The organism is Bradyrhizobium ottawaense (genome assembly GCF_900099825.1).
GTDB lineage: Bacteria > Pseudomonadota > Alphaproteobacteria > Rhizobiales > Xanthobacteraceae > Bradyrhizobium > Bradyrhizobium ottawaense_A.
This window is the reverse complement of the sequence record NZ_LT629693.1, coordinates 3170220-3195089: the sequence shown is the minus strand read 5'-3', so window position 1 is coordinate 3195089 and position 24870 is coordinate 3170220. Positions and strand designations below refer to the sequence as shown.

Here is a 24870-nt window from a genome sequence, read left to right as displayed (position 1 = left end):
CCTCAGTCGAAGCAGCATAGTGCTGATCTTCTGGCTGGTTACGCTCATCGTTTGCGTTCAAGCGATGTTCAAATCCTCGGCGATGGTCGGCGCGTCGGCGCTCGTCGCGTGCGCTCTCTGCTACGCGGGTGCTTTCGGCTTCATGGGCTCGCTGATCGCGAGACGTGAAAAGAATTACTCAACATTCGACCTCATGGTGATGGGGGTCATTGCTCTGGTAATCATCGCCGCCGGTTCGGCTCTGATGATTTGGTCGGGCTTTCGAATGAGCCTCTTCAATGTCGGGATCAGTGGCGTAACGTGGGCTCTGTTGGGGGCCGTCTCCGCTGTCGTCGTGGTAAGAAAAGAGGACGCGCTATAGAGAACGCTTGTCAAAGCTCTCATCGATCATCCGCTTACCCACTTCGACCTGTTGCTCTGGCGGAAGCCCCTTGACAGCTTCCGCAATCTTTTCCGCGAGCCCATCGCCATGCTGCGCGCGGTCGTGAAAGCCTCTCAATACGAACGCGGCGCAAATCTGAGCGATGACGAACGGTAGGCCGACCCAAACGATTGCCGCCAGACCGAGCGTCGCAAACCAACCATAGCCTGAGCTTCGCATCCACAGCGCCAACGCCACAGCGATTGCAAAGCTGGCGAACCAAGCGAGCCTTCTCCAAAGTAGCGGCATCCTTCTTCCCCCGTTAGTGCAGCGTCATCCCTTGGCGTTGACGCGGAGCGCGCCGCTGGCGAGATCGCGGCGCACGTTGCTCTTGATCCATCGTCCCCACGCGGGGCCGTACCGGACAGGCTCGCGGGCCGCTCTGGCGCGTTGCTTCACTCGGGGCTGGGCGTCTTCATGGGCTCAACGCAGCATTGGTAGGTTCTTTCCTACGAACCTTGGCACGCGACTCCACGCCGTACTATCCCCAGATGGTAGTGTACGACAGAAAGTAGCGGGCCGGACCTCGTCGAAGGGATGCTATCGAGGCTGACCATCGAAACAACCCATACCGCCGCGCCCTGTCGTTCTTTAGTTGATCGCGTGCTCGACGCCGTCGTCATCAACGGTCGAGCGGACACGGCCCGCCTTGATCTCGCGGGCGACATTGGCGCGCATCCATTCGGCGAACGCGCTGGGGCCGGGCTCTGGAGCGGCGGCTCGGTGCGGCTGGGGTTTGGTCGCCTTCATACCGGACAACCTACCACGGGCCTGCGCTGGGCCGCGAAAACATTTTCCAACTTTACGGGTGTTTTTCTAAATTTCGTTTTCAGGTTGAAGGTCGAAAACAGAGCGTGAGCTAGGGGCCATAGGCAATTCGCGTTAACCATGGCAATCCGGGCCTACCCCGTATCTCTTAACCATACCCACCTTCGCCGCCGGGGTGTTGGATCGCGTTAACCCTTCATTAACTATAGGTTGTGATGCGAAAGCGAGCGCGCTGTAGTATTATGGGATTTGGATGCGCGTAATGTCCGTTATGGAATCTTTTCGGGGAGGCGCAAGACCTGTGCCACTGCCAAATCAGGGTAAACGCATAGCTGGGCGCGTTAACCATCCCGCCATGTGGCCGGGGGTGTAACGAAGCGTTAATCCAAATAATAAGGTTAACGCCAGCAAGGGGTCGCTGGGGATTTCAGAGGTTGTTATGGTTAATTGGTAAGGTTAACGCGCCCGTCGATCTGCGCCGAGGATCGATTATTGTACCACTTCGCATACAATTGACTAGGTAATATGGGAAAAGGCTCGCAACTGCCTGATAGAGCGGACCAGAGCCGGACCAGAGCCGGACTAGACCCTCTAGTCCGCTACTTGTGCCCAAACCATAAGGGTTTCTTGCACTAGCGGACTACAGCCTAGACCCTTTCCCTATATTCAGAATGTAAGAGCGTATATGTGGGGAGGAGTAGAGGGTGTTAGGTCCGGTCTGTAGTCCGCTAGTGCAAGAAACCCCTGCGGCTGTAGGCTAACATAGCGGACTAGACCCTCCGCCTGCTCTGGGCTGGGGTCCGGTCCGCCCGTCCCTTGTCAACTGGCACGCGGCCCCGGCCATTCACACCTCGACCTCATCGAGGCCATCGGAGCCATCGGTCGCGGCCCCGGTCCGCTTAGCTGCCGCGAGGTCGCCGAGGTAGATCGCGGCCAGTGCGGTGTTGCGGTTCGTCACCTTGACGGCTTCCCCGGCCTTGCTCGCGGCGTCGCGCTCACGGATCAGCCGATTGACCTCGACCTCGTTATTTATGCTCCAGAGGTGGCGCTTTGTGCCGTTGACCGGGATGCGACCGGCGCGAGCGCCATTGAACGCGGCCTTCAATGCCGTGGTGACGTTCTGATCAAGGTACGCCCCATGGAAACGCCTCGGCACAATCTGCACAATCTCCTCGACGGTTGTGAGCCGAGCGCACAACGGCCACGTGCCAGCGTTCTCTATCATCCACTGTTGCAGCGGCGGGCCGCCCGCGTCGATCATGTCGGCCTTGGCGGCGGTCATCGGTGCCGAGCCCTGTGCGTTGTAGCCGCCGAGATCGCGCTCGCGCAATTCCCAGCCAATGGCTGCGATGGACGCGGGCCGGTTCAAGATGGCGAAGAGCTTTTCATAGTACAGCGGATCGAAGCCCTCGCCATACGATGGCTTGTCGCGCGGGACGGCCATCGTTCGAATGACCAGATAGCGGCGGTCCCCAGTGTCGATACTGAGCGCGGCGTCGCCGTTCGTCATCCCGAAGATGCCAAAGCAGTTCGAAAACTTTTTCGCGTCCACTCCCTTGAACTCGACGGGTATCACCTCCTCGGTGATCATCGGGTGTAGGTTGGACTTGATCTTGTGCTTATCGACCGCGCGAAGCTCTTCGATGATAACAAGTTGGACGGCGGCGGCCCACGCGTTGAACTTGTTGCTGAGATCGCTCTCACGCGGATAGGCAATGTTATTGTGGCCGAGGATTTCGGTCATCATGCGCCCGATAAAACTTTTCCCCGTGCCCTTGTGCTCGCCCTGCAAAATCAGGGCGTGCTTCATCTTCTTTCCGGGATACCGGATGCGCCATGCAATGAAGTTGAGCATATGGTCGCGGCTCTCTTTGTCGTCCTTAAAGAGATAGTCGAGATGTGCATTCCACATCGCGACATCGTCTCGCGCCTCATCCGTGTCGGCGGGCGCGAGCTTGATCGGTGACGGACGATAGACGTTATAATTTTCTCCAGCGAACTCCGTCGAGCCGGGCCGATAAACCATTCCCTCAAAGTGCGCGATGCCGCCTTTCTTCTCACTGAGAAGCCCGTCCGAGATGCGTCCGCCATCGGTCTTCTTTCGCACCGACATGAACGCCTTATCGAACTTCGATGCGCTGTAGATCGGTCGCTCATTTACGTCAGGGTCCCAGTCCGCGCCACGTGCGCGCGGCGGAGGATCATCACGGCAGACGAACCGCTCCAGCCCTCGGACGTAGACCCACCGCTCGACCAGTTCGGCCCGCGTGTATTTGCGAGCGCCGACGTTGACGGGCTTGGACGCCTCGCGCTGCTGTAGCGCCTCGCGCTCGGCCTTCTCGCGCTTGATCTTTTTCGCGTCGCCCATGGGGACGATTGGCTCCTCGGCCTCGCCGTCGAAGTCGGCCTCGGCAGTTTTGCCGCCGACCTTCGATAGGTTGCCACTCGTATACGCCGAAGCCATCTTGCGTTCGAAGTCATCCATATCCCACGGCGGCTCGCAACGCGGATTGAAGTATTCGTTCAATAGCTCCGCACCTAGCTGTTGCGAGATGCCAATATCTTTGAGGTACGCTGCGACCTTGAAGAGATTGAAGTCTCCGAGGGAGCCTTGGATGGACGGCTCCGCGTCGTTTTTCAGGAAGTCGATTGCAAGCTCGATGTTTCGATCCTGATCAAGCTCGACGACAACCTCGCCCGCATTCGCGATGCGCGATTTCGTCTTTGCGGCGCGGATGGTTTCATACATCCACGCGGGAGCACGGACGGCCTCGACGTTGTTCCACGTGTAGGATGTGCCGTCATCGAAAACGCAACCGGGGATGAGGAGATAGTTTGGGCAATCGATATCTTTGCCGAGGCCATTGGCACCTAGCGCCATGATGTGCTCGGGATGCTCATCGGTCGCCCAACCTTCATAGATTTTGTGGAAACCGCCGGACGGTGAGAACGTGGTCTCCGTCTCCGGCCAGCCGTAGATGAGGTCGAGGTCATCATACGTCGCCTGACCGACCTTGCCCTTTTTCGGGTTGGTGTCCACATCGGCGACGAGGAGCTTTGACTTGCGGAGCGCAACGCCCCAGTTGCATCCCGGCCATTCCTCTGCCCACGCCCTGATTTGCGCGGGGTCGTTGCTCGCATCTTCGAGATTGTTTTTGATAGTCGGCGGAAATTTCTTCCCCGGCTTGATGGGGAAGATGAACCTCCGGTAGAAATGTTCATCGAGATAGCCGAGGCCGATGTCTGCGGTTCGCTGACGGGGCTTGAATTTTTCGGCACTTTGTGCTTTATTCGTCATGCTAAATGCTCCTGAATTAGGGGCCGCGAACCCCGAACTTCCTTCAATGGCCTCGCCTCGTCGGCGGGGCCTTTGTCGTTTCAGCGCATCACGTTCACAAGGTCGTTGCGCTGTCTATAGTGTTGGGACGCGAAAATTTTCGTCTCGTACGGGACAAAATCAACTCTCATCGCTGATCGCGTACGGGACAAACTACATCTCGTACTCATCCATAAATTTCGCATAGATCGCCTGCCGGATGTCATGCGTCGAGCACTTCGCGGCGTAGTGATCGTCCGGTGTAGAGGCGCGGCCTTGCTCGGCTGCCGTCGCGTCCGCCATCCTCATTTCGTGCAGGCAAATCTCCCTGATCAGTTTGTTGCACATGATCGCGCGCTCAAGCTCGACCGGCGTCCGGTCCTCTGGGTTCTTTCGTAGCTTCGCCATGGTCCTGTCTCCCTCTTCACGTATGCGACGCGACGCGCCACTCCGGCCCCGCCAAGAGAGGCCAGAGCGGACGCGCGCACCACGCAAACCGAGGAGGGGGACGTTCCCGGCGAGCGCGATCTCTGGAGGCCAATGGGAAGCCCGGCTAGGGGCGGCCCGGTGACCGGGTTACTTCGTAGCGCCTCCCGGCTTTGCCGCACGGACGGGCCGGGCTGCTTCTTCGTCCCGCGCTCTCGCGGCTGCCAGCCTATCCCACCATCGGGCACGGCGGGCGGCCCGCGCGTTCGCCTGCCACGCCTCGACCTCCTCGACGGTCGGCGGACGCGGCCAGCGCATGACACGTTGCCAAACGAGCGGCTGGTCGAGGGTCTCGACGCCGTCCTCCGATGTCGAGGTGAAAACCACTAGGCCCGCGTTCGGGTCGGTGTCTTTGCGGCTCATCTCCTCAAGCGCGGCCAGTTCGAACGGGCCGAGCGGTTCGCCCGTGATCATGGCCGGACCCTGCGCGAGGCGGCGCTCTGCCGCGTCCGTGAGGCCGAGGAAGTCTTCGCTGCTGTCTGTCATTAGCCGCCGTCCCGTTTCTGGCGTGCGGTCTCCAGCGCGTCATAGAGCGATTGTTCGAGCGGCGAGCGCGCGGGCCGAGGAGGAGGCGCGTCGAATGCACGGGGCGGCGTGAGGATGCCGGACTGCGCGGCCGGTGTCTCTGCGGCGGTCGGCATGTCGCGGATGATACGCTCCTCCGGCGGGGCTTTCACGTCGAGGATGATATTGATCGGCGCGGCGGCTGGAGCGGGTTCCGGGCCGAGGAAATCATCGTCATCAATGTCGGTGACCTCCGCGTCCGTGACATTTTCCAGCAAGGGCATTGGCGGCGGCGGCGGGACCGGCGGCGGGCCTGCGCTATAGTTCGGCTTCGGCACGAAGCCAACTCCGACCGCGCCGCTCAAGTTGACGTTGTTAGTGATCGTCTGCGACGGTCGCATGTCGGCGAAATTTGCCTCCAGTATGCGCTGGCGCTGCGCCCATGGTGCGGGCTTCCTGATCGTGACCGGGACTAGCTTGCCATCGCGTTCGAGGAGGCCGTCGCGGCGAAAGCCCAACATCTCGCGCGTGTCTTCGTCCCACTTGCACGCCTCCGGGTCTAGCTGCCAAACAACCTGACCTTGGAAAATCTGGACCTCCTCGACGCCGAAAACGCTTTCCTGCAAAACCATCCCGCGCAATTCGAGCGCGGCGAGCTTCGTCGCGAGCTTGATCGCGGCGGCCCATTGCATTTGCTCGCCCTGATACTCGACCATGAACTCGGGATCGCCGGAGTTAGACCGCACCATCCATAGGGTGTAGGTCCGATACACAATCCCCAGAGCCTTGGCGATGGCCGTGGGTCGAGTGACGCCTTCGCTGATCAGCGTGAGGGCGTCATAGAGCTTTGATGGGTCGCGGATCATGTTGGCCTCTTCACTTCGTCGGATGTATATGCTTGTCGCGCGATAGCGTACCCATGATCTTGCGCTGGCGGGCGTCCGAGCACTCGCAACAGATGTTATTCGAGACGTACCGCTCGGAGACGTGGCCGACGTAACACGGCTTTGCTGGCATGTAGCGTTTGCGGCCCTCCTCACGTGCGACAGAGCGAGCGGGATCATCGAGCACGCGCGCTCGGTTCCGCCTCCTGCCGCGCATGCAAGTGACGCAAGCGCCATTCGATGCGAACCGTTCGCCGACGTGTCCGTGCTTGCATGGTTCGTCGGAGACGTAGGTCTCCGGCTGTTTCCTGCACTTCGGACAAAGGCACTCATCGTTGCAGACATACCGCTCGCCGACATTGCCGTGAGGGCAAGGCCGGGTCGAGATGTAGCGCACATCTCCGCGCTTGCGCGCGGCGTCACGCTCCGGGCTGTCTGTGATGCTCATCAATCGCCCCGCCGTCTGTAGGCCGGGAGATCGCGGAACGTCCGCAAGCCATCGATACGGCGGAGGGCACGGTCGAGGTGTAGCCGGTGATCGCGGAATTGCCGCGAGGTCTCATAGCGCGCGACACGGTTCGCGAGCCTTAGCTCCGGCGTTTTGTCCGCCTCGATTTTGTCTTCGAGCCATTGCTTCACGGGTCACCGCCGAATTACGTTACTGCGGAGGGGCGTAGACGGGGCCTGTCGGTTGGTCTTCGGCCTCGACGCGGCTGCCACATCAACCGGGCTCCGGTTGTGCGTCGGCGCGGGCTTCGCCTCCGGCGTCTCGCCGCGTGCAACCCGCTCCGCCCGCTCCTGCGCCGCGCGTGCGGCGTGCTGGCGGAGGAGTTCGTCGGGGGAGATCGTGGCGAAGCACGACGCGAATGCAAGCTCGGCCTCGCTCTCGGCTGCCTGCGCGGCGGTGAGTTCGCCGCGTGCCGACATCAAGTCCGTCTGCGCGGTGCGAAGAGCCTCCTCCGCCGCGTCGAGGCGCTTCGCCGGGGCGAGCTTCGGCTCACGCGGATGCGTCGAGCCGGGAGCCGGGGGCGTGTAGACTGCGACCGATGGTGCACTTGCTGTCACTGCCGGGGACGTTGAATTGCGCTTGCCCTTCGGCGGGTCGGCGCGGGTTGACTTGTCGGCTCCGACGTATTCGGGGAGGTCGGCGTCTAAATCTTGAGCCATGGGATGGGGACCTTTCTGCGCGTGGCGCGCTTCACTTGGTTTCGTTGAACGCCTTCACGCTGGCGGCGTGCAAATCCATGAATGACGGCGGCGGATTGGCGCGTTGATGCGCGGCCAGAGCATTCGTCTGCTCGATGGTCGCGACGTTGACGGCGCGCACGGCTGCGAATAGCCGCTCCTGCGCTGCCTCGCGGCGCTTCACTGCGGTGCAGAGCGTCGAAAGTTTTTCCTGCTGGGGGTCGGTGAGCTTTGCAACTTCGTCGGGATCAATTACCGCGAGGTCAATCACTCCAAACTGATTTCTGATTTCCAACATCGGGGACATTCCTTTTCGAAAAGAGGTCCGCCGCACGGTCTCCCGTCCAAGGGCCGTGCGGCGGTTCATTGATCGCAGGGATGAGTTCACTATCCGCGACCAATTCCTGATTAGCGGCGACGCGAGGATGTCGTCGGCGGGACCTTGCCGTCATGGCCGGGTCGGTTCGCCAGCATGCCGGAGTGAGTGTTGATGGCCTTCCCGCTGATCTTGCGCGTCTGCCAATCGCCAGCGTCGGCGCTCGCGTTGGGCGGCGAAACTTTTGGAATTGCAGCGAGCTTTTTGCTCGTGGTGACCGGCGTCTGATCCTGATTTTGTCCGCGTCCGGTCTGCGATTTTTCTTTCGAGCCTACGATGTTCGTTGCCATGGTGATGTTCTCCCTCTTGGTTTTCGTTGTTACGTTGTCACGGGTCGTCCGAGCTTACCGATGTCGCCTTTGATTGCGGTCCCACGGTTCGTAGTCGTCCTCGCCCCAGATGGTCTCGATGGTTTCGCGAGGGGCCGAGTTACTGCTCGACCGATGCCTCGACGGTCTTGACGAGGATGAGGACGCTGATGCTGGCTCATTGTTCGACCCTTTCGACTTTGCTTGCGGCGCTGCCGGGTCTGTCGGGACGCGGCTCGCGAAACACTTTGATCTCGTACTCGACGAGGTCCCCTTGCTTGACCGGCGAGTAGCGCGCCGATTTCGAATTGAAGTAGACGCGGACATTTGCATCTCGACGGTTGCTGCCTTCGGGCATGATGAAACCCCAACTAAAATCCTCAGTGGGGTCGCGATATTCTCTTTTCCAAAACACTACGGTCCCGCGCATCTTCAAACCTCATGCTCGCCCGGAATTGCCTCGACAAACCATTCGCCGGTCTCTGCTCGGAGCCGCGCCAGAAACGCGGTTTTGATTTCGAAGTTTTTCCGCAACTTCTCCAGCACCGCCGGGTCCGTCTCGATTTTCAGCCGCTCGACAATCTTGCCGAGCCGACGATGGTTTTCCTCGATTAGCTGCCATCGTGTCCGCTTGCCGCGTCCGTGATGTCGTCCCTCCTCGACCTTCCGGGCTCCTACCAGACGTTCTGGCTCATCACGCGTTGTCGCTGTCGCCGACGCACGGTGCGCGCTGTGGCGCGAATGTTCCGAAGTGCCCGACGCCGAGTAGCCGACGCCATGGTCCGCCGGATCACGTGACCCATGTCGAAAAACCTTCGGAGCACTTCGATCCATTGCATCCTCACTCCTCGATGCCATATCGCCGACGCAACGCGGCGGCGGTTGTCTGAGCGTGGCGCAGGCGCTCCTCGACGGAAACCCGCTCACGTCGAGCGGCCTCCGTCTCCGGTTTCTCGACCGGCGGCTGATCCTGATCCTGCGAAGCCATCACGCCTTCTCCGCCGGACGGCCCAAGCGCGAGGCGTCGGCCAACACGGTCGAGGCGTTGTTGCTCTGGTCGAGCTTCGCCGCGAGCTTCGCGGGCGTAGCAGGATGCAACGGGATGGACGTGGTGTGAGCCTTGACGGTGTTGGGTTCGTCCCGGACCGTCTGCCCATGGTGATAGGCCGAGGGCTCGCCCTTGGTGACGCGCTTCATCCCGGCCTTGACCGGGGCGGGCTCGGTGCGCTTCGGAGCGCCATCTCTGGCAATAGACCGGAGCGCAGTATTCAAGGGCCGGGCTGGGTTCGTCTTCATTTTTCGTTCTCCCCGTTTGATAATCTGGCCATGGTTTAGGAACTGGCCGTTCGGCAGTTTGATCGCCTCGCCGGGCGTGTGACGGATTTTGTTGATCATCGGCTGAGCGGCTTTCCGACCGTCGTCCCAGCGGCCTTCGCCATGCCTTCGGCGAAGCGCGTCCCGGTTTTGATGATCGATGCAATCCGCGCCGCACGTGCGGTCGCATCACCACGATACTGAACGGACCACGGGTTGTCGGAGAGGTTCGCGGCGGGCTTCTTTTCGGTGCCATCGCTGCCCGGCTTACGTCCCGGCTGCAATGACATCGGGTCGGTGACGCCGTAGCGGAGTGCTTCCTCTTTGAAGAGGATATCGGCGGCGGCCTTGCTGCCGACGTTCTTTTCGATCTGATTATGACGTGCACCGCGAACCGTGAGGTTCGGCACCTCGGCCAACCAGACGGCGTCGGCTTGATCTTCGAGCACGGTCGGCAGAAGCCAATGAGGCCGGGTCTTTAACGAGTGCTCCAGATGTTGAACGATGGTTTGCCCGGCGCTGTTGAGCGGTTCGCCATTCTCCGGGTCCGTCGTCCATCGGGCCGCCGACACTTCGCGGCTAAGCATGTCGGAGTATTCGACGATAGCGGACGGCTGCAAACGCGGCGTGCGGCTGGCGGCGATGTTGCGACCGAGGAGCGGGACTTCGAAAAGTTTATAATCGACCGTGTCATTCATGGGGGACGCTCCTGCGCTTGGTGTACTTGCGCTTTGCTGGGCTCGGAAATGAGCGGAGGAACCGCTCGATGTCGCTGACGTGGATGCGGTGCTTGACGCCGACCACGTAGACCGGGAGCACGCCTTCGTTGATCGCATCACGGACGTGGGAATAGGAAATGCCTAACGCCGTCGCTGTCGCGGCGGGCGAAAGTGCCAGATACACTTCTGGACGTGTTGCAACGCGTGGCATTGATTTGCCTCCGGTGAAAAGCCCGGCGGTCGCGTACGGGACGCGGTCGCCGGTTTAGTTCGTAGGAACGAGGGGGATTGTCCGAGTGTTTGCGCGGAGAAGAGAGGTTCGGCGCATGCCTACTTGTCTGAACTCGCGGGGCCTCATGGCACCGTCTCAGGATTGCAAGGCTACGGGATGATCAGGCAACAAACAACTGGCAATTGCGTCACGGTGTACCCGCGTGCTTTTGGCGTGCCTGACCCTGTTTTAATGCTGTATTCTAAGGGCCATTCGCAACAGGTCCGCCGCCATCAACACCCGCTCGATTTGTTCGCGAGGGTCGCTCGATGTTTCCATCAACAGGGTCATGTTGCATCCGACCGCGCTGTCGTCTCCGCCGATTGCGGTGTCGTATGCGTCGGCGAGAGCTTCCTCGGTGCTCACGTCGAGGGACCGGGTCAAGCATGAAGCCATCCGCCGGAGGCTCGCCCGGCTTTCCCGGAGGATCGGCGGGGCGGTGAACACGTGGATGCGGGCCGGGTGCGCGTCGAGCATAGCCTCAACGGCGGCTGTCCTGATCATGACGCGGCGGCCCGGTTTGGATGTGCAGAGATCGTCGGTTGGCGACGCCGGGGGACTTTGACGGTGGGCGTAATCTCGGCGAGTTGGTTTGAGGGCCGAGTGTATGGATGACGTTGTTCCGTCAATCATGGGATACGTCCGCTGGCTTGCCGCACGGCGCGGGAGCGGGCTATAAGCGGTGACCCGAGGGCCCGAAACGGTGCAACACGATTTGCAACATGCATCGACCGAAAAATCGGGCTAAAAAGTGCAAGAAGTACCTGATATAAAAGGGTTTCTACGCGGGCGTAGTTCAATGGTAGAACGGCAGCTTCCCAAGCTGCATACGAGGGTTCGATTCCCTTCGCCCGCTCCAGTTCCTTTTGCGAGGGAGGGGAGCATTGCTCATCGACATTGGTGCACTGGTCGATTGCGCGGGCACCGCCTACTGGCGCCGCAACAGGGCGATCGAGTTTCCTGGGGACACGCGCAACACCGAAGCGGCGAGCGAACTGGACCGGCTGGCGATCGAGGTCGCCGCTCTCGAAGGTTCCAAATTGCACATGCAACTGGACAAAATCTTCGAGGATGAAGACAGCAGTCTGATCGCGATGTCCGTCATCAGCGATATGCTCCGCCAGATAGGATTCTCCCGATGGTGTGCTACCGGCGAAGAATTTCTTCAGGCCATCGTTGATGTTTGTTCGGATTAGCCAGGTACTTCGAGCGGATTATTAGTCCCATCCTACGAGCTTCTTGCAAAAAAAATATGCGCCACTTGTCGGTCCGGCACAATCCAGGCCGTCTTGTAAGGAAGCAGCCCATTGAAGTGCCGCTTCACGAGCGGTCTTCAAGCAAAGGAGGTCGAGGCGATGGTTGTTCTGAACAAGGAATTCAAAGCTCGGCTTCAGAAGAGTCCAAAAAAGGGCGGCTGGACCTATGTCGTATGGCCGAAGTCCGCAGCGTTCTTCGGTACAAAGGGCTTGGTCAAGGTAAGTTGTACGGTCGATGATCACCCGCTACGCACGGCATTCATGGCGATAGGTGGCGGTGTCCATAAATTGCCTATCAAAGCGGACCTGCAGGCTGCCATCGGAAAGAAGGCTGGCGACACGGTGATCATCCGGCTTTTGGAACGCCGGTGACCGCTCTGTGGCACTTTTCGGAACTGTCATCCTCGCCGAGCGATGTCCGCAGGCAGCGACTTGAATATCGAGGACTTCCTTCGCAACAAGAATTCAAGCCACAGCAGCCTATCTTTTGGCAGCGATCACGCGTACGGTGGCTTCGTCGCAAGACGATGGCGCTGAACCTTAGAGTGGACTGCGGGCAGACCCGGGGGCAGTACCCGGCGCCTCCACCTTAGCAGCTTGAGCTTAAAGGTCTCATCACGGTGAGATCGATTTGGCCGGAAGGCTGAATCCCAAGGCTCTTGAAGACTGGCTGCTAAGGCGGGGGCGAACCAGGATCGATGGTCGCAATGAAGCTCTGAATTGTGCTCGGCATGATACCGCCGTTATCGGGTCAAAAACCTAAATGCAAACGATAACGTTGCATTGAACGAAGTGCGCCTCGCGGCGTAACCTGTTCGGGGTTGGTCCACCTGGCAACAGAACGGCCATCGCCGCGTCAACCTTCGGGTTGGCGCGGCTTTATTTTGCGGTGTCGGCTTCGCTCGAAAATGCGTTACATTCAATTTCGTCCGCTGCCGTGCTAGGCGTCAGGCGTTCCTGCAAAACAAGGAGTGTGCGTTGACCCAGGCGATCGCTTCGGCTGACACCTCACGAAATTTATTGATAGTGGCCGGCGCCGGCCTGCTGTCGGGCATTCTCACGCCGCTCTTGCCGACGTTGCTTGACATGATTGCGGGCGTGCCCGCCGATATTCTCCTGGCGCTGGTCGCGGTGCCGTTCGCCGTTGTGGTCTTCTTCGTGGTTCGCCGCTTCAGCGCCAACCCGTTGTGGGCGGCGCTGGCCGCGGCCGCGATGACGATGGCAGCCTTCGTCTGCGCGGTGAATGCCGCTGTTTTCATCGACGGGCAGGTCAACGGCGCCGACAAGATGATGCGGAACATTCTCTCTGGCCTCGCCGGCGGCTTCACCGGCAGCGCCTTGATGGCGTTGGGTATTGCCTTGCTGCCGCCCGGTCCGCGCGACGTCGTGACGTGGCTGCAGATGCTGGTGACCGGGACGATAGCCGGCGCATTGCTGGCGCTCGACAATGCGCTCGGCCTCGATCAGACCTCGTTTCTGTATCCGGTCTGGCAGGCGGCGGTAGCGGTGCGGCTGGCAATGGCCTTGCGCCGGCGCAGGCTTTCCTGAAAGTTATTGCCTGATTTCGCGAACCCGTGTCCCCGCGGCGGGGGCGTGGGCAAAAAACACCAAGGGAAGATTCGTGAACCGCCCGTTCAAGCCATATCCCTTTACGGCGAAGCAGTATCCGGCGTCGCTGCCGCCGCTGCAAGGCGGCGTCGATCAGGCGCGGCATCCCGTTGTGGTGGTCGGCGGCGGACCGGTCGGCTATTGCGCGGCGCTCGGTCTCGCCAGCCATGGCGTGCCGGTCGTTCTGCTCGAGGCGGATGATTCCGTCTGCTTCGGCAGCCGCGCGATCTGCATCTCGCGGCGCAGCCTCGAAATCATCGCGCGTCTCGGCGCGGCCGATGGTTTTCTGAAGCAGGGCCTGCCCTGGACCGGCGGCCGCAGCTTCTATCGCGACGACGAAGTGCTGCACTTCAAAATGCCGATGGATGAGAACCAGAAGCACCCGCCGATGATCAATCTGGCGCAATATTCGATCGAGCAGTTGCTGCTCGACGCCGCCGAGCAACGCAGCGACCTGATCGAGGTTCGCTGGCAAAACCGCGTTACCGCGGTCGGCGCGCGCGAGGACGGCACGCGGCTCACCGTCGAGACGCCAGCCGGCGCCTACACGATGGAGGCCGACTGGGTCGTCGCCGCGGATGGCGGCCGCAGCTTGCTGCGCGAAACGCTGGGATTGAAGCTGAAGGGCACCAGCTACGAAGGGCGCTATGTCATCGTCGACATCGTGCTGGACAGCGCGCGTCCGGCGGAGCGGCTCGCTTATTTCGATCCGCCCTGCAATCCCGGCTCGACGGTGCTGGTCCACAAGCAGCCTTCAGGCGTCTGGCGCGTCGACTATCAGTTGCGCGACGGCGAAGACCCCGATGAGGCGATCAAGCCCGAAAATGTCATGCCGCGCGTCGAAAGCCTGCTTGGGATGATGGGCGAGAAGGGCGCGTGGAGCCCGGTCTGGATCGGCATCTACAAGGCCAACGCGCTCACGCTCGACGACTACCGTCATCGCCACGTGCTGTTTGCCGGCGACGCCGCGCATCTGCTGCCGATCTTCGGCGTGCGCGGCGCCAATTCCGGCATCGACGATGCCGACAACCTCGCCTGGAAACTCGCTTTCGTGGTCAAGGGGATTGCGTCACCGCGGCTGCTCGACAGCTATTCGGCCGAGCGGGTCGCCGCCGCCCGGGAAAACCTGGGCTATGGCACCAAGAGCACCGAGTTCATGGCGCCGCCTTCGTTCGCGTTCGAACTGATGCGCAAGGCCGTGCTCGGTCTCGCCGTGAAATTTCCCGAACTGCGCTCGCTGATCAATCCGCGGCAGTCTTCGGCGATCGCCTACACCGGTTCGCCGCTCAATATGACCTCGCAGGACGCGGAGTTCGGCGCGGGACCAGCATGCGGCCATGTGCTGACGGAGTGCCCGCTTGTGATCGTCGATGGCGCGTCCACCCGCGAGGGCCATCTTACCGATCTGGTCGGGGCTGATATCACGGCGCTGTATTTCACTGACGATGGCGCGGTGCCGGATGAGCTGACGACATGTCATGCCGCGATGCGCGCCCGCGGCATTCCGTTCGCGATCGTAGCGTTGGCGCGGCAGGCTGGTTTCGCCCGGGCGCACGGCTGGGACAAGAGCGGCCGGCTGTTCGCGATGTATGACGCGGCGCCCGGCACGCTCTATCTGGTTCGTCCCGACGGCCATGTGTTCGCGCGCTGGCGCCGGTTCGATGCCGCGGACGTGACCGGCGCCATCGACCATCTGCTGCAATCCTGATTTCCGGGACGGGACCAACGACCATGACCGAAGCCGAACTCGACGCCGCCTATACGCAGCTGTGCAAGACCATGACAGAGCTCGGCGAAGCACGCGCGTCGCTATTCCTGGCGCGTTTCGCGCTGCTGGCGATGGTGCGCATCGGCGATGCCGCGGTCGTGCAAGGCCTGACCGATGCCGCCGCGGCCGACATCGCTGCCGAAGCCGCGGGTTGAAACGTCACGGGGCCACCGTCAGCACGGCCTTTATGTTGGGATGGAAGCGGCAGTAATATTCGATCGTGCCGGCCTTCTTGAGAACCGACGTCACCGTCTTCTTCGGCGGCATGGCGACGTCGAAGTCGCCGTTTCGCGCCGTCGCGGTGTGCGCGAACACGTCCTTGTTGATCCATTCGACGGTGTCGCCGACCTTGGCCGAGACCTCGGCCGGCGACACCACGAGATTTTCCATCACGACCTGAATCGTCGCCGCATGCGCCGGGACAGCCATCGCGCCGAGCGCCAGCGCGGTCAGTAGAATGCGTCTCGACAGCATGGCAGGCTCCTTTACTTCCAGGTTCTTTTTACTTCAGCGTCGCGGCGACGTGTTCGGCGTGCTGCTGGTGACCCTGAAAGATCTTCAGGCCGGTCTGCAGCAGGCTCTTCAGCTCGGCGTCGCCAGCCGAGGGGATCAGCAGCGTTTCCAGCGCGCCGTTGACCGCCTTGTGATAGGCGACCTCGTTGGCGACATAGGCCTTGTCGTAGTCGGCGCCCTTCAGCTTGCCGAGTTCGGCGAGCTTGTCGGCGGCCTGCTTCGACAGCGTCTTGCTGGTGTCGTTGTCCTCGGGCGTCACCTTCAGCTTCTTGACGAGGTCGAGCGCCTGCTTGTTCACGGCCTCATGGTCGCGCACCATGTCTTCCGCGAACGCCTTGACGTCCTTGCTGCCGGCTTTCGAGATCGCCTGTTTCGCCGCGGTGATGTCGATGACCCCGGCGGTGTAGGCGATATGCGCGATCTGCGGATCGGTGGGTTTGGCGCCCTGGGCCAGTGCTGCGCCGGTGAGAAGGCTCAACGCGGCGACAGCCGCGCTCAATCGAACGAACATGGTTTGATACTCCTGTGGCGCCGGCAGCGGGGCCGCGCGCGTTGTTGGGTCACAGGAGTTGGATGGCGCTCGGGCGCCGAGGTTCCCGAAAATTATCTATGGCGTTTTCGAGCGAAATGGGACACCGGTTCGTGAACGCGTCAAACAGAAGAGTAGAGCTCTGATTTAATCAGAACCGGGCTCTAGCCGATGTTGAGACGCTTCAGCACGGCCTCCGTCAGCCGTTCGCAGCGCTTGCCGGCGAACGGAAACGCTTCCATCACCACCGGGCCGATCTTCTTCTCGACGATGTCGCGCAACATGGTGCGGGCGCGGTGCAGCCGCGACTTCACCGTTTCCGGCTTGAGGTCAAGAATTTCGCCGGTCTCCTCCACATTCATCCCCTCGATCACGCGGGTGATGAAGACGAGACGGAATGCTTCCGGCAATTCGTCGATGGCGTGCTCGACGACACGCTGAATTTCGCGCTGGGCCATGGATTTTTCCGGGTCTTCGGCGACGGCGAGAGGGAACTGGATGATCTGGGCTTCGAGCACGCCTTGCGGCAGCGAACTGATTTCCACCCCCGGCCGCTGGCGGCGCAACCGGCCCAGCGCCTCGTTCATGGCGATCCGCGACAGCCAGGTCGCCAGACTGGAGTCGCCGCGAAAGCTCTCCAGATGGGTGAAGGCGCGGACATAGGTTTCCTGCACCACGTCCTCGGCCTCGCCGTCGTTGCGCAGGACGCCGCGGGCGAGCCGGTACAGCCGGCGGTTATTCGCCTGCATGATGGCGCGTATCGCCGCCTCGTCGCGGGCCAGCGCCCGCCGAACCCGTTCGGCGTCGCTGGTGCCGGCGGGCGCGATTTGTGGGGTATGAGCCTGACGCATCATGGTTCACCAATAACAGGGTATTGGGGTTGGATGCGGGAAAGGCCGGGAGGTTCCCGAAATAATCGGGATGCCCCCTGACGCGTGCTTACGCCCCCTGCGGCACCTGGTCGAGGAAGCCGGTGATGCTGCGGATTCGCCCCTCCTTGAGCACGGCGAAATCGGTGCCCTTGATCGGGCTGTCGACGCCGTCGGGGCCCAGACCCCAGGAAAAACGGGCGTGGTCGCCGAACCCGTTGGGCTCGCCGATCAGCGAGAATTTGAAGTCCGGAAATTTCTGCTGAACGCCGGCGATCAGCGCGTCGACGCCGTCATGGCCCTCGCCGGACATCAGCGGATCGACATAGCGGGCGTCGCTGGTCCAGTTCGTGGCCAAGATTTCGCGGCGGCGGCTTGGCATCCGCTCGTTCCACAGATCGATATAGCCTTGGGCAATGCTGCGAATGTCGGTCATCGGGTTCTCCCTGGTTGGTGCCGGATCGATCGGCCGACCGACCATTAGAAAATTGCCGTGCACCAATCGATTACCTCGGAGGTCAAGAATTGACCCCGGAGATCAAGAATCTCGCGTTGCCTCCTCCAGCGCGCCACCGCGGCCATGGGCTTCCAGTGCATCCAGAAAACAGCGCACCTTGGCCGGGACGAACTGGCGGGCCGGCAGCAGGGCGTGCACGCGAAGCGGCTCGCAGACATGATCCGGCAGGAGTTGCCGCAGCAATCCCGCCGCGACGGCGGCATTGGTAAAGCTCGCCGTCACCCGCAACACGCCGAGCCCGGCGAGCGCCGCCTGCAACCTGATGTCCGCATTCGAACTGACCAGCCGCGCCTTATGCACGGCGAGATGTTCAGTATCGCCGTCAGGCGTGGTGAGCGCCCAGGGCGCGTCGTTCGGGGCGGTCAGCATCGGAAGCCGCGCGAGGTCTTCCAGTGTGCGCGGCGCGCCGAATTTTTCGAGCAGCGAAGGCGCGGCATAGAGTCCGCGCTCGAGCGACGATACCCTGCGGATGACGATCCCGGTCGAGGGCAGCGGTGCCTCCAGCATCGCGAACACGATGTCGTAGTTCTCGGCGACCGGGCTGACGAACTCATGTTCGACATCGATCCGGATCGCGAGATCCGGATAGCGGTTCATCAATTCGCAGGCCACCGGGCCGGCGTGGTTGGCGCCGAATTCGTAAGGCGACTTGATGCGCAGCGTGCCCGAGATGGCGCTGCTCATCGCCAGCGCCTCGCCATGGGTATCGTGCAGCGCAATGAACAGCGGCTTGACCCGCTGATAGATGGTGTCGCCGGCATCGGTCAGGCGCAGATGGCGCGTGGTGCGCTCGATCAGCCGCAGGCCCAGATGGCTTTCCAGTCGCTGCACTGCAGCACTGAGGCTCGACTTGGGATGCCCGAGCACGCGCGCGGCGGCGCTAAAGCCGCCGTGCTGAACAACCTCGCAAAACAGCTCCCAATCGCGCCAGTCCATCCGGTCAATTGTCCATGCAGCGGTACAGTGTGTCCAGGGAATCCGGATATCCCGGCAAATCCCGATGACATAGAAGATGACCGTAACGAAAAAGAAAAGCGTTTCGCACAGCACACAGGGAGAGTGCCATGATCGATGACGGAATCTTTCTTCGTAATTCCTGGTACGTCGCGGCCTGGAATCACGAGCTGATCGACGGCACAAAACTCGCCCGTACCATCCTGGAGCGTCCCGTCGTGATTTACCGCGGCGAGAGCGGCAGGGTTGTCGCGCTCGACGACCGCTGCTGCCACCGCGCGGCGCCGCTATCGATGGGGCGCATCGAAGGCGATGACATCAGGTGCATGTATCACGGCATGAAATTCGAGCCGGGCGGCAAGTGCATCCAGATCCCCGGCCAGGACATCATCCCGCCAAAACTCGGCGTGCGCAGCTATCCCGTCGTCGAGCGCTACAACCTGATCTGGATCTGGATGGGGGACGTCGAGAAAGCCGATCCCGATCTGATCGTGGACTATCCGCCGCTCGCCGATCCCAAATGGCGCGGTCTGCCCGGTTATATGCACTACAAGGCGAACTGGCTTCTGATCGTCGACAACCTGAGCGACTTCGCGCACCTCGCCTTCGTGCACACCCACACGCTCGGCGGCTCCGAGGAATATGCCTACAAGACCAAGCCGGTCGCCATCGAAAAGCTGGACGACGGCTTTCGCGTCGAGCGCTGGCACATGGGCGCCGAACCGCCGCCCTATCTCTGCAAGGTGATCGCGAACAAGACCGACAAGGTCGACCGCCGCAATATCGGCCGCATGATCGTGCCCGGCATCTTCCTGCTCGACACCATGTTCGCGCTGGCAGGGCAGGGTACGGAGAAAGGCGTCCAGGTTCCGGGCACGCGGCAATTTCGCAACGCCCAGTTCATGACGCCGGAAACGCGCAGCACCACGCATTTCTTCTGGAACTATCTGCACGATTTCGACATCGACAATTCGAACATCGCGCTGTCGTTGCGCCACAGCCTCGAAGAGGCGTTCAACGAGGACCTGGCGATTATCGAGGCGCAGCAGAAGGTGTTCGACGCCGATCCGAACTACCAGCTGCTCGCGATCGGCGCCGATGCGGCGCTGACATATTTCCGGCGGGTGCTGGCGAGACGGATCGAGGCGGAACGGAGCGCGGCGAAAGCGGCGTGAAGTGATTGAGATGCAATTAAGCCGTCATGCCCGGGCTTGACCCGGGCATCCACGACTTTCTTTCGCTCTAAGACGTGGATGGCCGGGTCAAGCCCGGCCATGACGAGAGTAACGGCTGTCTCAAGGCGAACTTACTTCGCAGCGATGACCATGATCTCGACGTTGTACTGCGGCGCCGCCAGCTTGGCTTCGACGGTGGCGCGGGCCGGCGTATTGCCGGCCGAAATCCAGCCGTCCCACGCCGCGTTCATCTCTGGGAATGTTTTCATGTCGGTGATGTAGATCGTCGCCGACAGCAATTTGGTCTTGTCGGTGCCGGCCGTGGCGAGATGGCCGTCGATGATCGCGAGCACGTCCTGCGTTTGCTCGGTCACGCTTTTCCCGGCCGCCTTGCCGGCGACGACGCCCGCGAGATAGACGGTGTTGCCGTGAACGACGACCTGGCTCATGCGAGGTCCGACTTCGAAACGCTGGATGGTCATACTGCTCTCCTGATCTGTGAGGCCGGTTACTTAGCGCGCCGATGCGCCACGCGCCACTGCGTTATTGCACGATCCCGGCTTCAAGACGCCGCCTTTGCCGCCGCGCGCCCGGCATTGCGGCCGGAGAACAGGCAGCCGCCGAGAAATGTGCCTTCCAGCGAGCGATAGCCGTGCACACCGCCGCCGCCGAAGCCGGCGGCTTCGCCCGCGGCGTAGAGCCCCTTGATGATCTGGCCGTTATTGCCGAACACGCGCGAAGAGAGATCGGTCTCGAAGCCGCCCAGCGTCTTGCGGGTCAGGATGTTGAGTTTGACCGCGATCAGCGGTCCGTGCTCGGGATCGAGGATCCGGTGCGGCTTGGCGGTGCGGATCAGTTTGTCGCCGATGTAGCGGCGCGCATTGTGGATGTTCATCACCTGCGCGTCTTTCACATAGGGATTCGTCATCTCGCGGTCGCGCGCCTCGATCTGCGCCTTGATCTGGTCATGCTGCAGCAGGTTGTCGCCCGACAGCGCGTTCATGGCGCTGACGAGGTCGGCGAGGTTGTCGCGCACGATGAAGTCGGCGCCGTGCTGCTTGAACGCCTCGACCGGCGCCGGCGCGCCCTTGTTGGTGGCGCGCTTGATGGTCATGCGCCAGCTCTTGCCGGTGAGATCCGGATTCTGTTCGGAGCCGGAGAGTGCGAATTCCTTCTTGATGATGCTCTGGGTCAGGATGAACCAGGAATAATCGTGGCCGGTCGACATGATGTAGTCGAGCTGGCCGAGCGTGTCGGAGCCGGGAAACAGCGGCGCGGGCAGTCGTTTGCCCGTGGCGTCGAACCACATCGAGGACGGGCCGGGCAGGATGCGGATGCCGTGGCGCGGCCAGATCGGTGACCAGTTCCGAATGCCCTCGACGTAATGCCACATCCGGTCGCGGTTGATCAGCCGCGCGCCGGCGGCCTCGGTGATGCCGATCATGCGGCCGTCGACATGTTCGGGCACGCCCGAAATCATGAACTTCGGCGGTACGCCGAGACGTTTGGGCCAGTTCTGCCGGACCAGGTCGTGATTGCCGCCGATACCGCCGGAGGCGACGATCACCGCCGGCGCGCGCAGGGTGAAATCGCCGACTACCTTGCGCGACGAACTCTTGCCGCGCTCCACCGCGTCAGGTTCGAGGATCGCACCGCTGACGCCTTCGACGGTGCCGTTGGTCATGATCAGCGCATCGACGCGGTGACGGAACCCGAAAGTAAGCCGGCCGCTCTTCTGCGCCTCGCGCGCGCGGCGTTCGAACGGCTCGACGATCCCGGGACCGGTGCCCCAGGTGACATGAAAGCGCGGTACCGAATTGCCGTGGCCCATGGCGTCATAGCCGCCACGCTCGGCCCAGCCGACCACCGGAAAGATGCGATGGCCCATCGCGCGCAGCCAGTCGCGCTTTTCGCCGGCGGCGAAGGCGACATAGGCTTCGGCCCACTTCCTCGGCCACAGGTCTTCCTCGCGATCGAAGCCTGCGGTGCCCATCCAGTCCTGCAGCGCCAGATCGTGGGAATCCTTGATGCCGAGCCGGCGCTGTTCGGGACTGTCGACCAGGAACAACCCGCCAAACGACCAGAACGCCTGGCCGCCGAGGCTCTGCTCGCCTTCCTGGTCCAGCAAAATGACGCGTTTGCCGGCGTCGGCGATCTCGGTTGCCGCGACCAGCCCCGCCAGTCCGCCGCCGACCACGATTACGTCCGTGTCCTCAGCCATCGCGTCCTCCCCCATTTACCTTATGATTCAAGACCGCGTCATCGGGCGCGGTCAACGGCAAATGGCTCTTGCCTGTGGCTGTGCGGCCACCGTCGGGATTCCAGCCTGTTTCAGTTTGGGATTTTTTTGGGCACCGGGTGCAGCGCCCCAGCAACACTTAATTTGAATCTGATTTGAAGGGCCTTCGCCTCCTAGACAAAGTCACGGTCTCGAAAGACCTTGTCGTCAGTCTTGCATCACCAAGACAGTCAGATTCGGTTTCGACATTCTTCGACTGGGGCTGGGACATGAAGCTGTTGACGGGGTTGCTCGCAGCGGTGCTGCTGCTGGCAGGGGTTGGAGCGAGCCACGCAGTGGTTCGGATCGCCGACGATCGCGGCGGCCGAATCGGAACTTATGTCGACAAATATCAGGGCCTGCGTACCTCAGGCGAAACGGTGATCATCGACGGCCTGTGCGCCTCGGCCTGCACCATCGTTCTCGGCGCGATTTCCCCCGACAAGATCTGCGTGACCTCGCATGCCGAACTCGGGTTCCATGCCGCCTGGGATTTCGGCGCCAACGGCCGCGCGGTCACCAACGCCGAAGCGACGCAGATGCTGTATTCGATGTATCCGTCGCCGGTTAAGAGGTGGATCTCGGCGCGCGGCGGCCTGACCCCGCGCATGATCTTCCTCAGGGGTAAGCAACTGCAGGCGCTCTACAAACCCTGCTACCTCGACGCCCAGGCCTCCGTGCCCGCGCCCAAGCCGTCTGCTGCTTCCTCGCGCTGAGCAGAGCGGGATGAGATCAGGTTCGGCCGCGACGCCGGCCCCTTTTTTCGTGTGCCGTTCTACTTTGCATGGGGTTGTTTTCGCGATTTTGTGTCTGGCCCCTCCAGAGCACCCGGAAGTGCTGATCCCACTCCGCATGACGTGATCGCCGCCTCGGCCATTAGGCTTGCCTGCCCGGAAAATGGGCCCTATCTCACTGCCATGGTTCAGCCGGTTTCCTCACAGCAGGGCGTGATGGCGGCAACCCGGCCTCAGGGCAGGGTGGCCTCGGCCATCGTTTGGGCCGCCGCGGGCCTCGGCGCGCTGGTCCTGCTCGGTTCGCTATCCCTGTGGTTCCACTATGGCACCACGGTGTTCTTTGAGATGATTGCCGCCGGCATCTCGGCCTGCTTCTGATCCGGCAAGAAGGAATTCCATCATGGACCGGACCACCCGCCCGCTGGTGATTTTTGCGGCCTTTGCCGGCAGCCTCGTGGTTGGGCTCGTGATCATGCTGTGGGCGCTCGGCGGCTTGCGCAGCGTCACGGCCCCGGCCGCGATCGGGGGACCGTTTCAACTGACCAACCAGACCGGCCAGGTCGTGACCGACACCGCGCTCAAGGGCAAGCCGACGCTGATCTTCTTCGGCTTCACCCATTGCCCGGACGTCTGCCCGACCTCGCTGTTCGAGATTTCCGAAGTGCTGAAGGCGATGGGCAAGGACGCCGATCGGGTGAACGCCTATTTCATCTCGGTCGATCCGGAGCGTGACACCGCGGCCGCCATGAAGGACTACCTCTCCAGCTTCGATCCGCATCTGCAGGGGCTGACCGGCGATCCCGAGGCCGTGGCCAAGGTGCTTTCGGCCTACCGGGTCTATTCCAAAAAGGTTCCGCTCAAGGACGGCGACTACACCATGGACCACACCGCGCTGATCTATCTGATGGATCGCGACGGCCATTTCGTCTCGCCGTTCAACCTGAAACGGACGCCGCAGGAAGCCGCGACTGACCTGAAGCGGTATCTTTAATCCGCATCCGACCGGCAAACGCCGCAAAACGGCCTCGCATCGCGGGCCGGATGGTCTATAAGGCCATCAAATCCCAATCCTTTTACAGTTCCCTTTGCAATTCCCGGCCATGCCACACCTGACCGCCCCGTTGTCTCACGTTACCGTCCGCGCCGCTTGGACCGGGTGCGCGATCGCGGCTGGGCTGGCGGTGGTACTGGCCTTCGGATCGGCGCAGGCCCAAACCCCGGCCAGGCCCGCGGTCGAGGCCGCTCCGCAGGCGGTGCCCGGGTTCTGGGACCCGCGGCGGCGTCCGGACCGGCCCGATCTGTCGCGCCTCACCGTGATCCGTTTCCTGACCGAGACCGATTATCCGCCGTTCAATTTCACCGGCCCGGACGGCAATCCGGCCGGGTTCAATGTCGATCTGGCGCGCTCGCTGTGCGACGAGATCAAGGTCACCTGCACCATCCAGATGCGCCGGTTCGAAACGCTGGTGGACGCCATCACCTCTAATCGCGGCGACGCCATCATCGCCTCATTGGCGGTGACGCCGCAATTGCGCGCGCGGCTCGATTTCACCGATCCCTATTACCGCGCGCCGGCCCGCTTCGTGTCGCGGCGCGACGCCGTGATGCCGGAAGTTCGCCCCGAATACCTCGAAGGCAAGAAGATCGGGGTCATCGCCGGCACCTCGCACGAGGCCTATCTGAAGGCGATGTTCACCGACGCCGAGATCAAATCCTACGCCAATGACGACACGCTGCGACTGGCGCTGCGGCGGAGCGAAGTCGACTTCATCTTCGGCGATGCGATCGCGCTGGCGTTCTGGATCAACGGCACCGATTCGGGCGAGTGCTGCGCGTTCTCGGGTGGCCCCTTCGTCGAGAGCCGCTATTTCGGCGAGGGCATCGGCATCGGCGTCCGCAAGGGAAATGACCTGCTGCGGCAGTCGCTGAACTGGGCGCTATTCCGGATCTGGGAAAAAGGCCGCTTCACCGACCTGTGGCTGCGCTATTTTTCCATCAGCCCGTTCTGACGCTTGCGTCATTCCGGGGCGATGCGAAGCATCGAGCCCGGAATCTCGAGATTCCGGGTCTGGTCCTTCGGACCATCCCGGAATGACGCCCACCATCGTTTTGCGTTT

34 protein-coding genes, 1 tRNA gene and 1 other RNA gene are annotated in these 24870 nt (G+C 62.0%); 13 read left to right on the top strand and 23 right to left on the bottom strand.

Annotated features, from left to right (window positions below; genetic code table 11):
- The first annotated feature begins 19 nt into the window (after positions 1-19).
- A complete protein-coding gene (locus tag BLR13_RS15025) occupies positions 20-361 on the top strand; it encodes a hypothetical protein (RefSeq protein ID WP_143039734.1) in 342 nt (113 codons plus the stop codon).
- On the opposite strand, the gene BLR13_RS15020 is transcribed toward BLR13_RS15025, so the two are convergent.
- The 16 genes from BLR13_RS15020 to BLR13_RS14950 form a co-directional block, all read right to left on the bottom strand.
- Positions 356-670: a hypothetical protein gene (locus BLR13_RS15020; protein ID WP_074822601.1), complete on the bottom strand. Its 315-nt coding sequence runs from the start codon at positions 668-670 to the stop codon at positions 356-358. The two genes, BLR13_RS15025 and BLR13_RS15020, sit on opposite strands and share 6 nt — an antisense overlap.
- Positions 671-1012: 342 nt before the next feature.
- Entirely contained in the window at positions 1013-1171 is a 159-nt protein-coding gene (locus BLR13_RS40160) for a hypothetical protein (protein ID WP_157793703.1), read from the bottom strand.
- 862 nt (positions 1172-2033) lie between these two features.
- Positions 2034-4487 carry a bifunctional DNA primase/polymerase gene (locus BLR13_RS15015; RefSeq protein WP_074822604.1) on the bottom strand — a complete coding sequence of 818 codons (2454 nt, stop codon included), beginning with the start codon at positions 4485-4487 and terminating at the stop codon, positions 2034-2036.
- A gap of 192 nt (positions 4488-4679) precedes the next feature.
- Complete coding sequence (locus tag BLR13_RS15010) at positions 4680-4913, bottom strand: hypothetical protein (RefSeq protein ID WP_074822608.1); 234 nt, start codon at positions 4911-4913, stop codon at positions 4680-4682.
- Between the two features lie 168 nt (positions 4914-5081).
- Positions 5082-5477: a hypothetical protein gene (locus tag BLR13_RS15005; protein ID WP_074822610.1), complete on the bottom strand. Its 396-nt coding sequence runs from the start codon at positions 5475-5477 to the stop codon at positions 5082-5084.
- The gene (locus BLR13_RS15000) at positions 5477-6361 is read right to left on the bottom strand and encodes a hypothetical protein (RefSeq protein WP_074822613.1); all 885 of its coding nucleotides are present in this window, start codon (positions 6359-6361) and stop codon (positions 5477-5479) included. Before BLR13_RS15000 ends, BLR13_RS15005 begins: the two co-directional genes overlap by 1 nt.
- A gap of 660 nt (positions 6362-7021) precedes the next feature.
- On the bottom strand, positions 7022-7546 hold the full coding sequence (locus BLR13_RS14985; RefSeq protein ID WP_074822622.1) for a hypothetical protein: 525 nt from the start codon (positions 7544-7546) through the stop codon (positions 7022-7024).
- 31 nt (positions 7547-7577) lie between these two features.
- Positions 7578-7952, bottom strand: coding sequence for a hypothetical protein (locus BLR13_RS14980; RefSeq protein WP_157793702.1), 375 nt, complete (start codon positions 7950-7952; stop codon positions 7578-7580).
- Positions 7953-7972: 20 nt separating this feature from the next.
- The gene (locus tag BLR13_RS14975) at positions 7973-8230 is read right to left on the bottom strand and encodes a hypothetical protein (protein ID WP_074822629.1); all 258 of its coding nucleotides are present in this window, start codon (positions 8228-8230) and stop codon (positions 7973-7975) included.
- 196 nt (positions 8231-8426) lie between these two features.
- The gene (locus BLR13_RS14970; RefSeq protein ID WP_143039736.1) at positions 8427-8678 is read right to left on the bottom strand and encodes a hypothetical protein; all 252 of its coding nucleotides are present in this window, start codon (positions 8676-8678) and stop codon (positions 8427-8429) included.
- A 2-nt stretch (positions 8679-8680) separates the two neighbouring features.
- A complete protein-coding gene (locus BLR13_RS40155; RefSeq protein WP_143039737.1) occupies positions 8681-9082 on the bottom strand; it encodes a hypothetical protein in 402 nt (133 codons plus the stop codon).
- Between the two features lie 7 nt (positions 9083-9089).
- Entirely contained in the window at positions 9090-9236 is a 147-nt protein-coding gene (locus BLR13_RS40150) for a hypothetical protein (RefSeq protein WP_157793701.1), read from the bottom strand.
- A complete protein-coding gene (locus tag BLR13_RS14965) occupies positions 9236-9643 on the bottom strand; it encodes a hypothetical protein (RefSeq protein WP_074822633.1) in 408 nt (135 codons plus the stop codon). The genes BLR13_RS40150 and BLR13_RS14965 overlap by 1 nt, the downstream gene beginning before the upstream one ends.
- Positions 9640-10260: a hypothetical protein gene (locus BLR13_RS14960; protein WP_074822636.1), complete on the bottom strand. Its 621-nt coding sequence runs from the start codon at positions 10258-10260 to the stop codon at positions 9640-9642. The genes BLR13_RS14965 and BLR13_RS14960 overlap by 4 nt, the downstream gene beginning before the upstream one ends.
- Entirely contained in the window at positions 10253-10492 is a 240-nt protein-coding gene (locus tag BLR13_RS14955) for a helix-turn-helix domain-containing protein (protein ID WP_083387611.1), read from the bottom strand. Before BLR13_RS14955 ends, BLR13_RS14960 begins: the two co-directional genes overlap by 8 nt.
- A 249-nt stretch (positions 10493-10741) precedes the next feature.
- A complete protein-coding gene (locus BLR13_RS14950; protein ID WP_074822642.1) occupies positions 10742-11056 on the bottom strand; it encodes a hypothetical protein in 315 nt (104 codons plus the stop codon).
- 281 nt (positions 11057-11337) lie between these two features.
- Between BLR13_RS14950 and BLR13_RS14945 the strand changes: the two genes are divergently transcribed.
- The 7 genes from BLR13_RS14945 (at position 11338) to BLR13_RS14915 (ending at position 15339) form a co-directional block, all read left to right on the top strand.
- Positions 11338-11411: transfer RNA gene (locus tag BLR13_RS14945), tRNA-Gly, on the top strand.
- Between the two features lie 25 nt (positions 11412-11436).
- The gene (locus BLR13_RS14940) at positions 11437-11748 is read left to right on the top strand and encodes a hypothetical protein (RefSeq protein WP_074822645.1); all 312 of its coding nucleotides are present in this window, start codon (positions 11437-11439) and stop codon (positions 11746-11748) included.
- Positions 11749-11907: 159 nt separating this feature from the next.
- Positions 11908-12180 (top strand): DUF1905 domain-containing protein, encoded by a 273-nt coding sequence (locus tag BLR13_RS14935; RefSeq protein ID WP_074831496.1) that lies wholly within the window; start codon positions 11908-11910, stop codon positions 12178-12180.
- A gap of 105 nt (positions 12181-12285) precedes the next feature.
- Positions 12286-12661: a transfer-messenger RNA gene (gene ssrA / locus BLR13_RS14930) on the top strand.
- A gap of 125 nt (positions 12662-12786) precedes the next feature.
- Entirely contained in the window at positions 12787-13356 is a 570-nt protein-coding gene (locus BLR13_RS14925) for a hypothetical protein (RefSeq protein ID WP_143039738.1), read from the top strand.
- Between the two features lie 73 nt (positions 13357-13429).
- Positions 13430-15124 (top strand): FAD-dependent oxidoreductase, encoded by a 1695-nt coding sequence (locus BLR13_RS14920; protein ID WP_074822652.1) that lies wholly within the window; start codon positions 13430-13432, stop codon positions 15122-15124.
- 23 nt (positions 15125-15147) lie between these two features.
- Positions 15148-15339 carry a DUF2783 domain-containing protein gene (locus BLR13_RS14915; RefSeq protein ID WP_074822655.1) on the top strand — a complete coding sequence of 64 codons (192 nt, stop codon included), beginning with the start codon at positions 15148-15150 and terminating at the stop codon, positions 15337-15339.
- A 4-nt stretch (positions 15340-15343) separates the two neighbouring features.
- Here BLR13_RS14915 and BLR13_RS14910 read toward each other — a convergent pair whose 3' ends face one another.
- The 5 genes from BLR13_RS14910 to BLR13_RS14890 all read right to left on the bottom strand — a co-directional run bounded on the left by BLR13_RS14910 (position 15344) and on the right by BLR13_RS14890 (position 18548).
- Positions 15344-15658: a cupredoxin domain-containing protein gene (locus BLR13_RS14910; RefSeq protein ID WP_074822658.1), complete on the bottom strand. Its 315-nt coding sequence runs from the start codon at positions 15656-15658 to the stop codon at positions 15344-15346.
- 28 nt (positions 15659-15686) lie between these two features.
- Entirely contained in the window at positions 15687-16208 is a 522-nt protein-coding gene (locus BLR13_RS14905; protein ID WP_074822661.1) for a DUF4142 domain-containing protein, read from the bottom strand.
- Between the two features lie 182 nt (positions 16209-16390).
- Positions 16391-17077, bottom strand: coding sequence for an RNA polymerase sigma factor (locus BLR13_RS14900; protein WP_074831497.1), 687 nt, complete (start codon positions 17075-17077; stop codon positions 16391-16393).
- Positions 17078-17165: 88 nt separating this feature from the next.
- Positions 17166-17531, bottom strand: coding sequence for a nuclear transport factor 2 family protein (locus BLR13_RS14895; RefSeq protein ID WP_074831499.1), 366 nt, complete (start codon positions 17529-17531; stop codon positions 17166-17168).
- Between the two features lie 102 nt (positions 17532-17633).
- Complete coding sequence (locus BLR13_RS14890; RefSeq protein ID WP_074822663.1) at positions 17634-18548, bottom strand: LysR family transcriptional regulator; 915 nt, start codon at positions 18546-18548, stop codon at positions 17634-17636.
- A 128-nt stretch (positions 18549-18676) separates the two neighbouring features.
- Here BLR13_RS14890 and BLR13_RS14885 point away from each other — a divergent pair, with 128 nt between their 5' ends.
- Positions 18677-19741, top strand: a complete 1065-nt coding sequence (locus BLR13_RS14885) for an aromatic ring-hydroxylating dioxygenase subunit alpha (protein WP_074822666.1) — start codon at positions 18677-18679, stop codon at positions 19739-19741.
- Between the two features lie 131 nt (positions 19742-19872).
- Here the strand turns inward: BLR13_RS14885 and BLR13_RS14880 are convergent, their stop codons facing one another.
- Positions 19873-20223: a RidA family protein gene (locus tag BLR13_RS14880; protein ID WP_074822668.1), complete on the bottom strand. Its 351-nt coding sequence runs from the start codon at positions 20221-20223 to the stop codon at positions 19873-19875.
- 80 nt (positions 20224-20303) lie between these two features.
- Positions 20304-21962: an FAD-binding dehydrogenase gene (locus tag BLR13_RS14875; RefSeq protein ID WP_074831501.1), complete on the bottom strand. Its 1659-nt coding sequence runs from the start codon at positions 21960-21962 to the stop codon at positions 20304-20306.
- A 287-nt stretch (positions 21963-22249) separates the two neighbouring features.
- On the opposite strand from BLR13_RS14875, the gene BLR13_RS14870 reads away from it, so the two are divergent.
- The 4 genes from BLR13_RS14870 (at position 22250) to BLR13_RS14855 (ending at position 24762) form a co-directional block, all read left to right on the top strand.
- Positions 22250-22735, top strand: a complete 486-nt coding sequence (locus BLR13_RS14870; protein WP_074822671.1) for a hypothetical protein — start codon at positions 22250-22252, stop codon at positions 22733-22735.
- Between the two features lie 234 nt (positions 22736-22969).
- Complete coding sequence (locus tag BLR13_RS14865) at positions 22970-23131, top strand: hypothetical protein (protein ID WP_244525182.1); 162 nt, start codon at positions 22970-22972, stop codon at positions 23129-23131.
- Between the two features lie 22 nt (positions 23132-23153).
- On the top strand, positions 23154-23744 hold the full coding sequence (locus BLR13_RS14860) for an SCO family protein (RefSeq protein ID WP_074822676.1): 591 nt from the start codon (positions 23154-23156) through the stop codon (positions 23742-23744).
- Between the two features lie 109 nt (positions 23745-23853).
- Positions 23854-24762, top strand: a complete 909-nt coding sequence (locus BLR13_RS14855; protein WP_074822679.1) for a transporter substrate-binding domain-containing protein — start codon at positions 23854-23856, stop codon at positions 24760-24762.
- Positions 24763-24870: the final 108 nt, after the last annotated feature.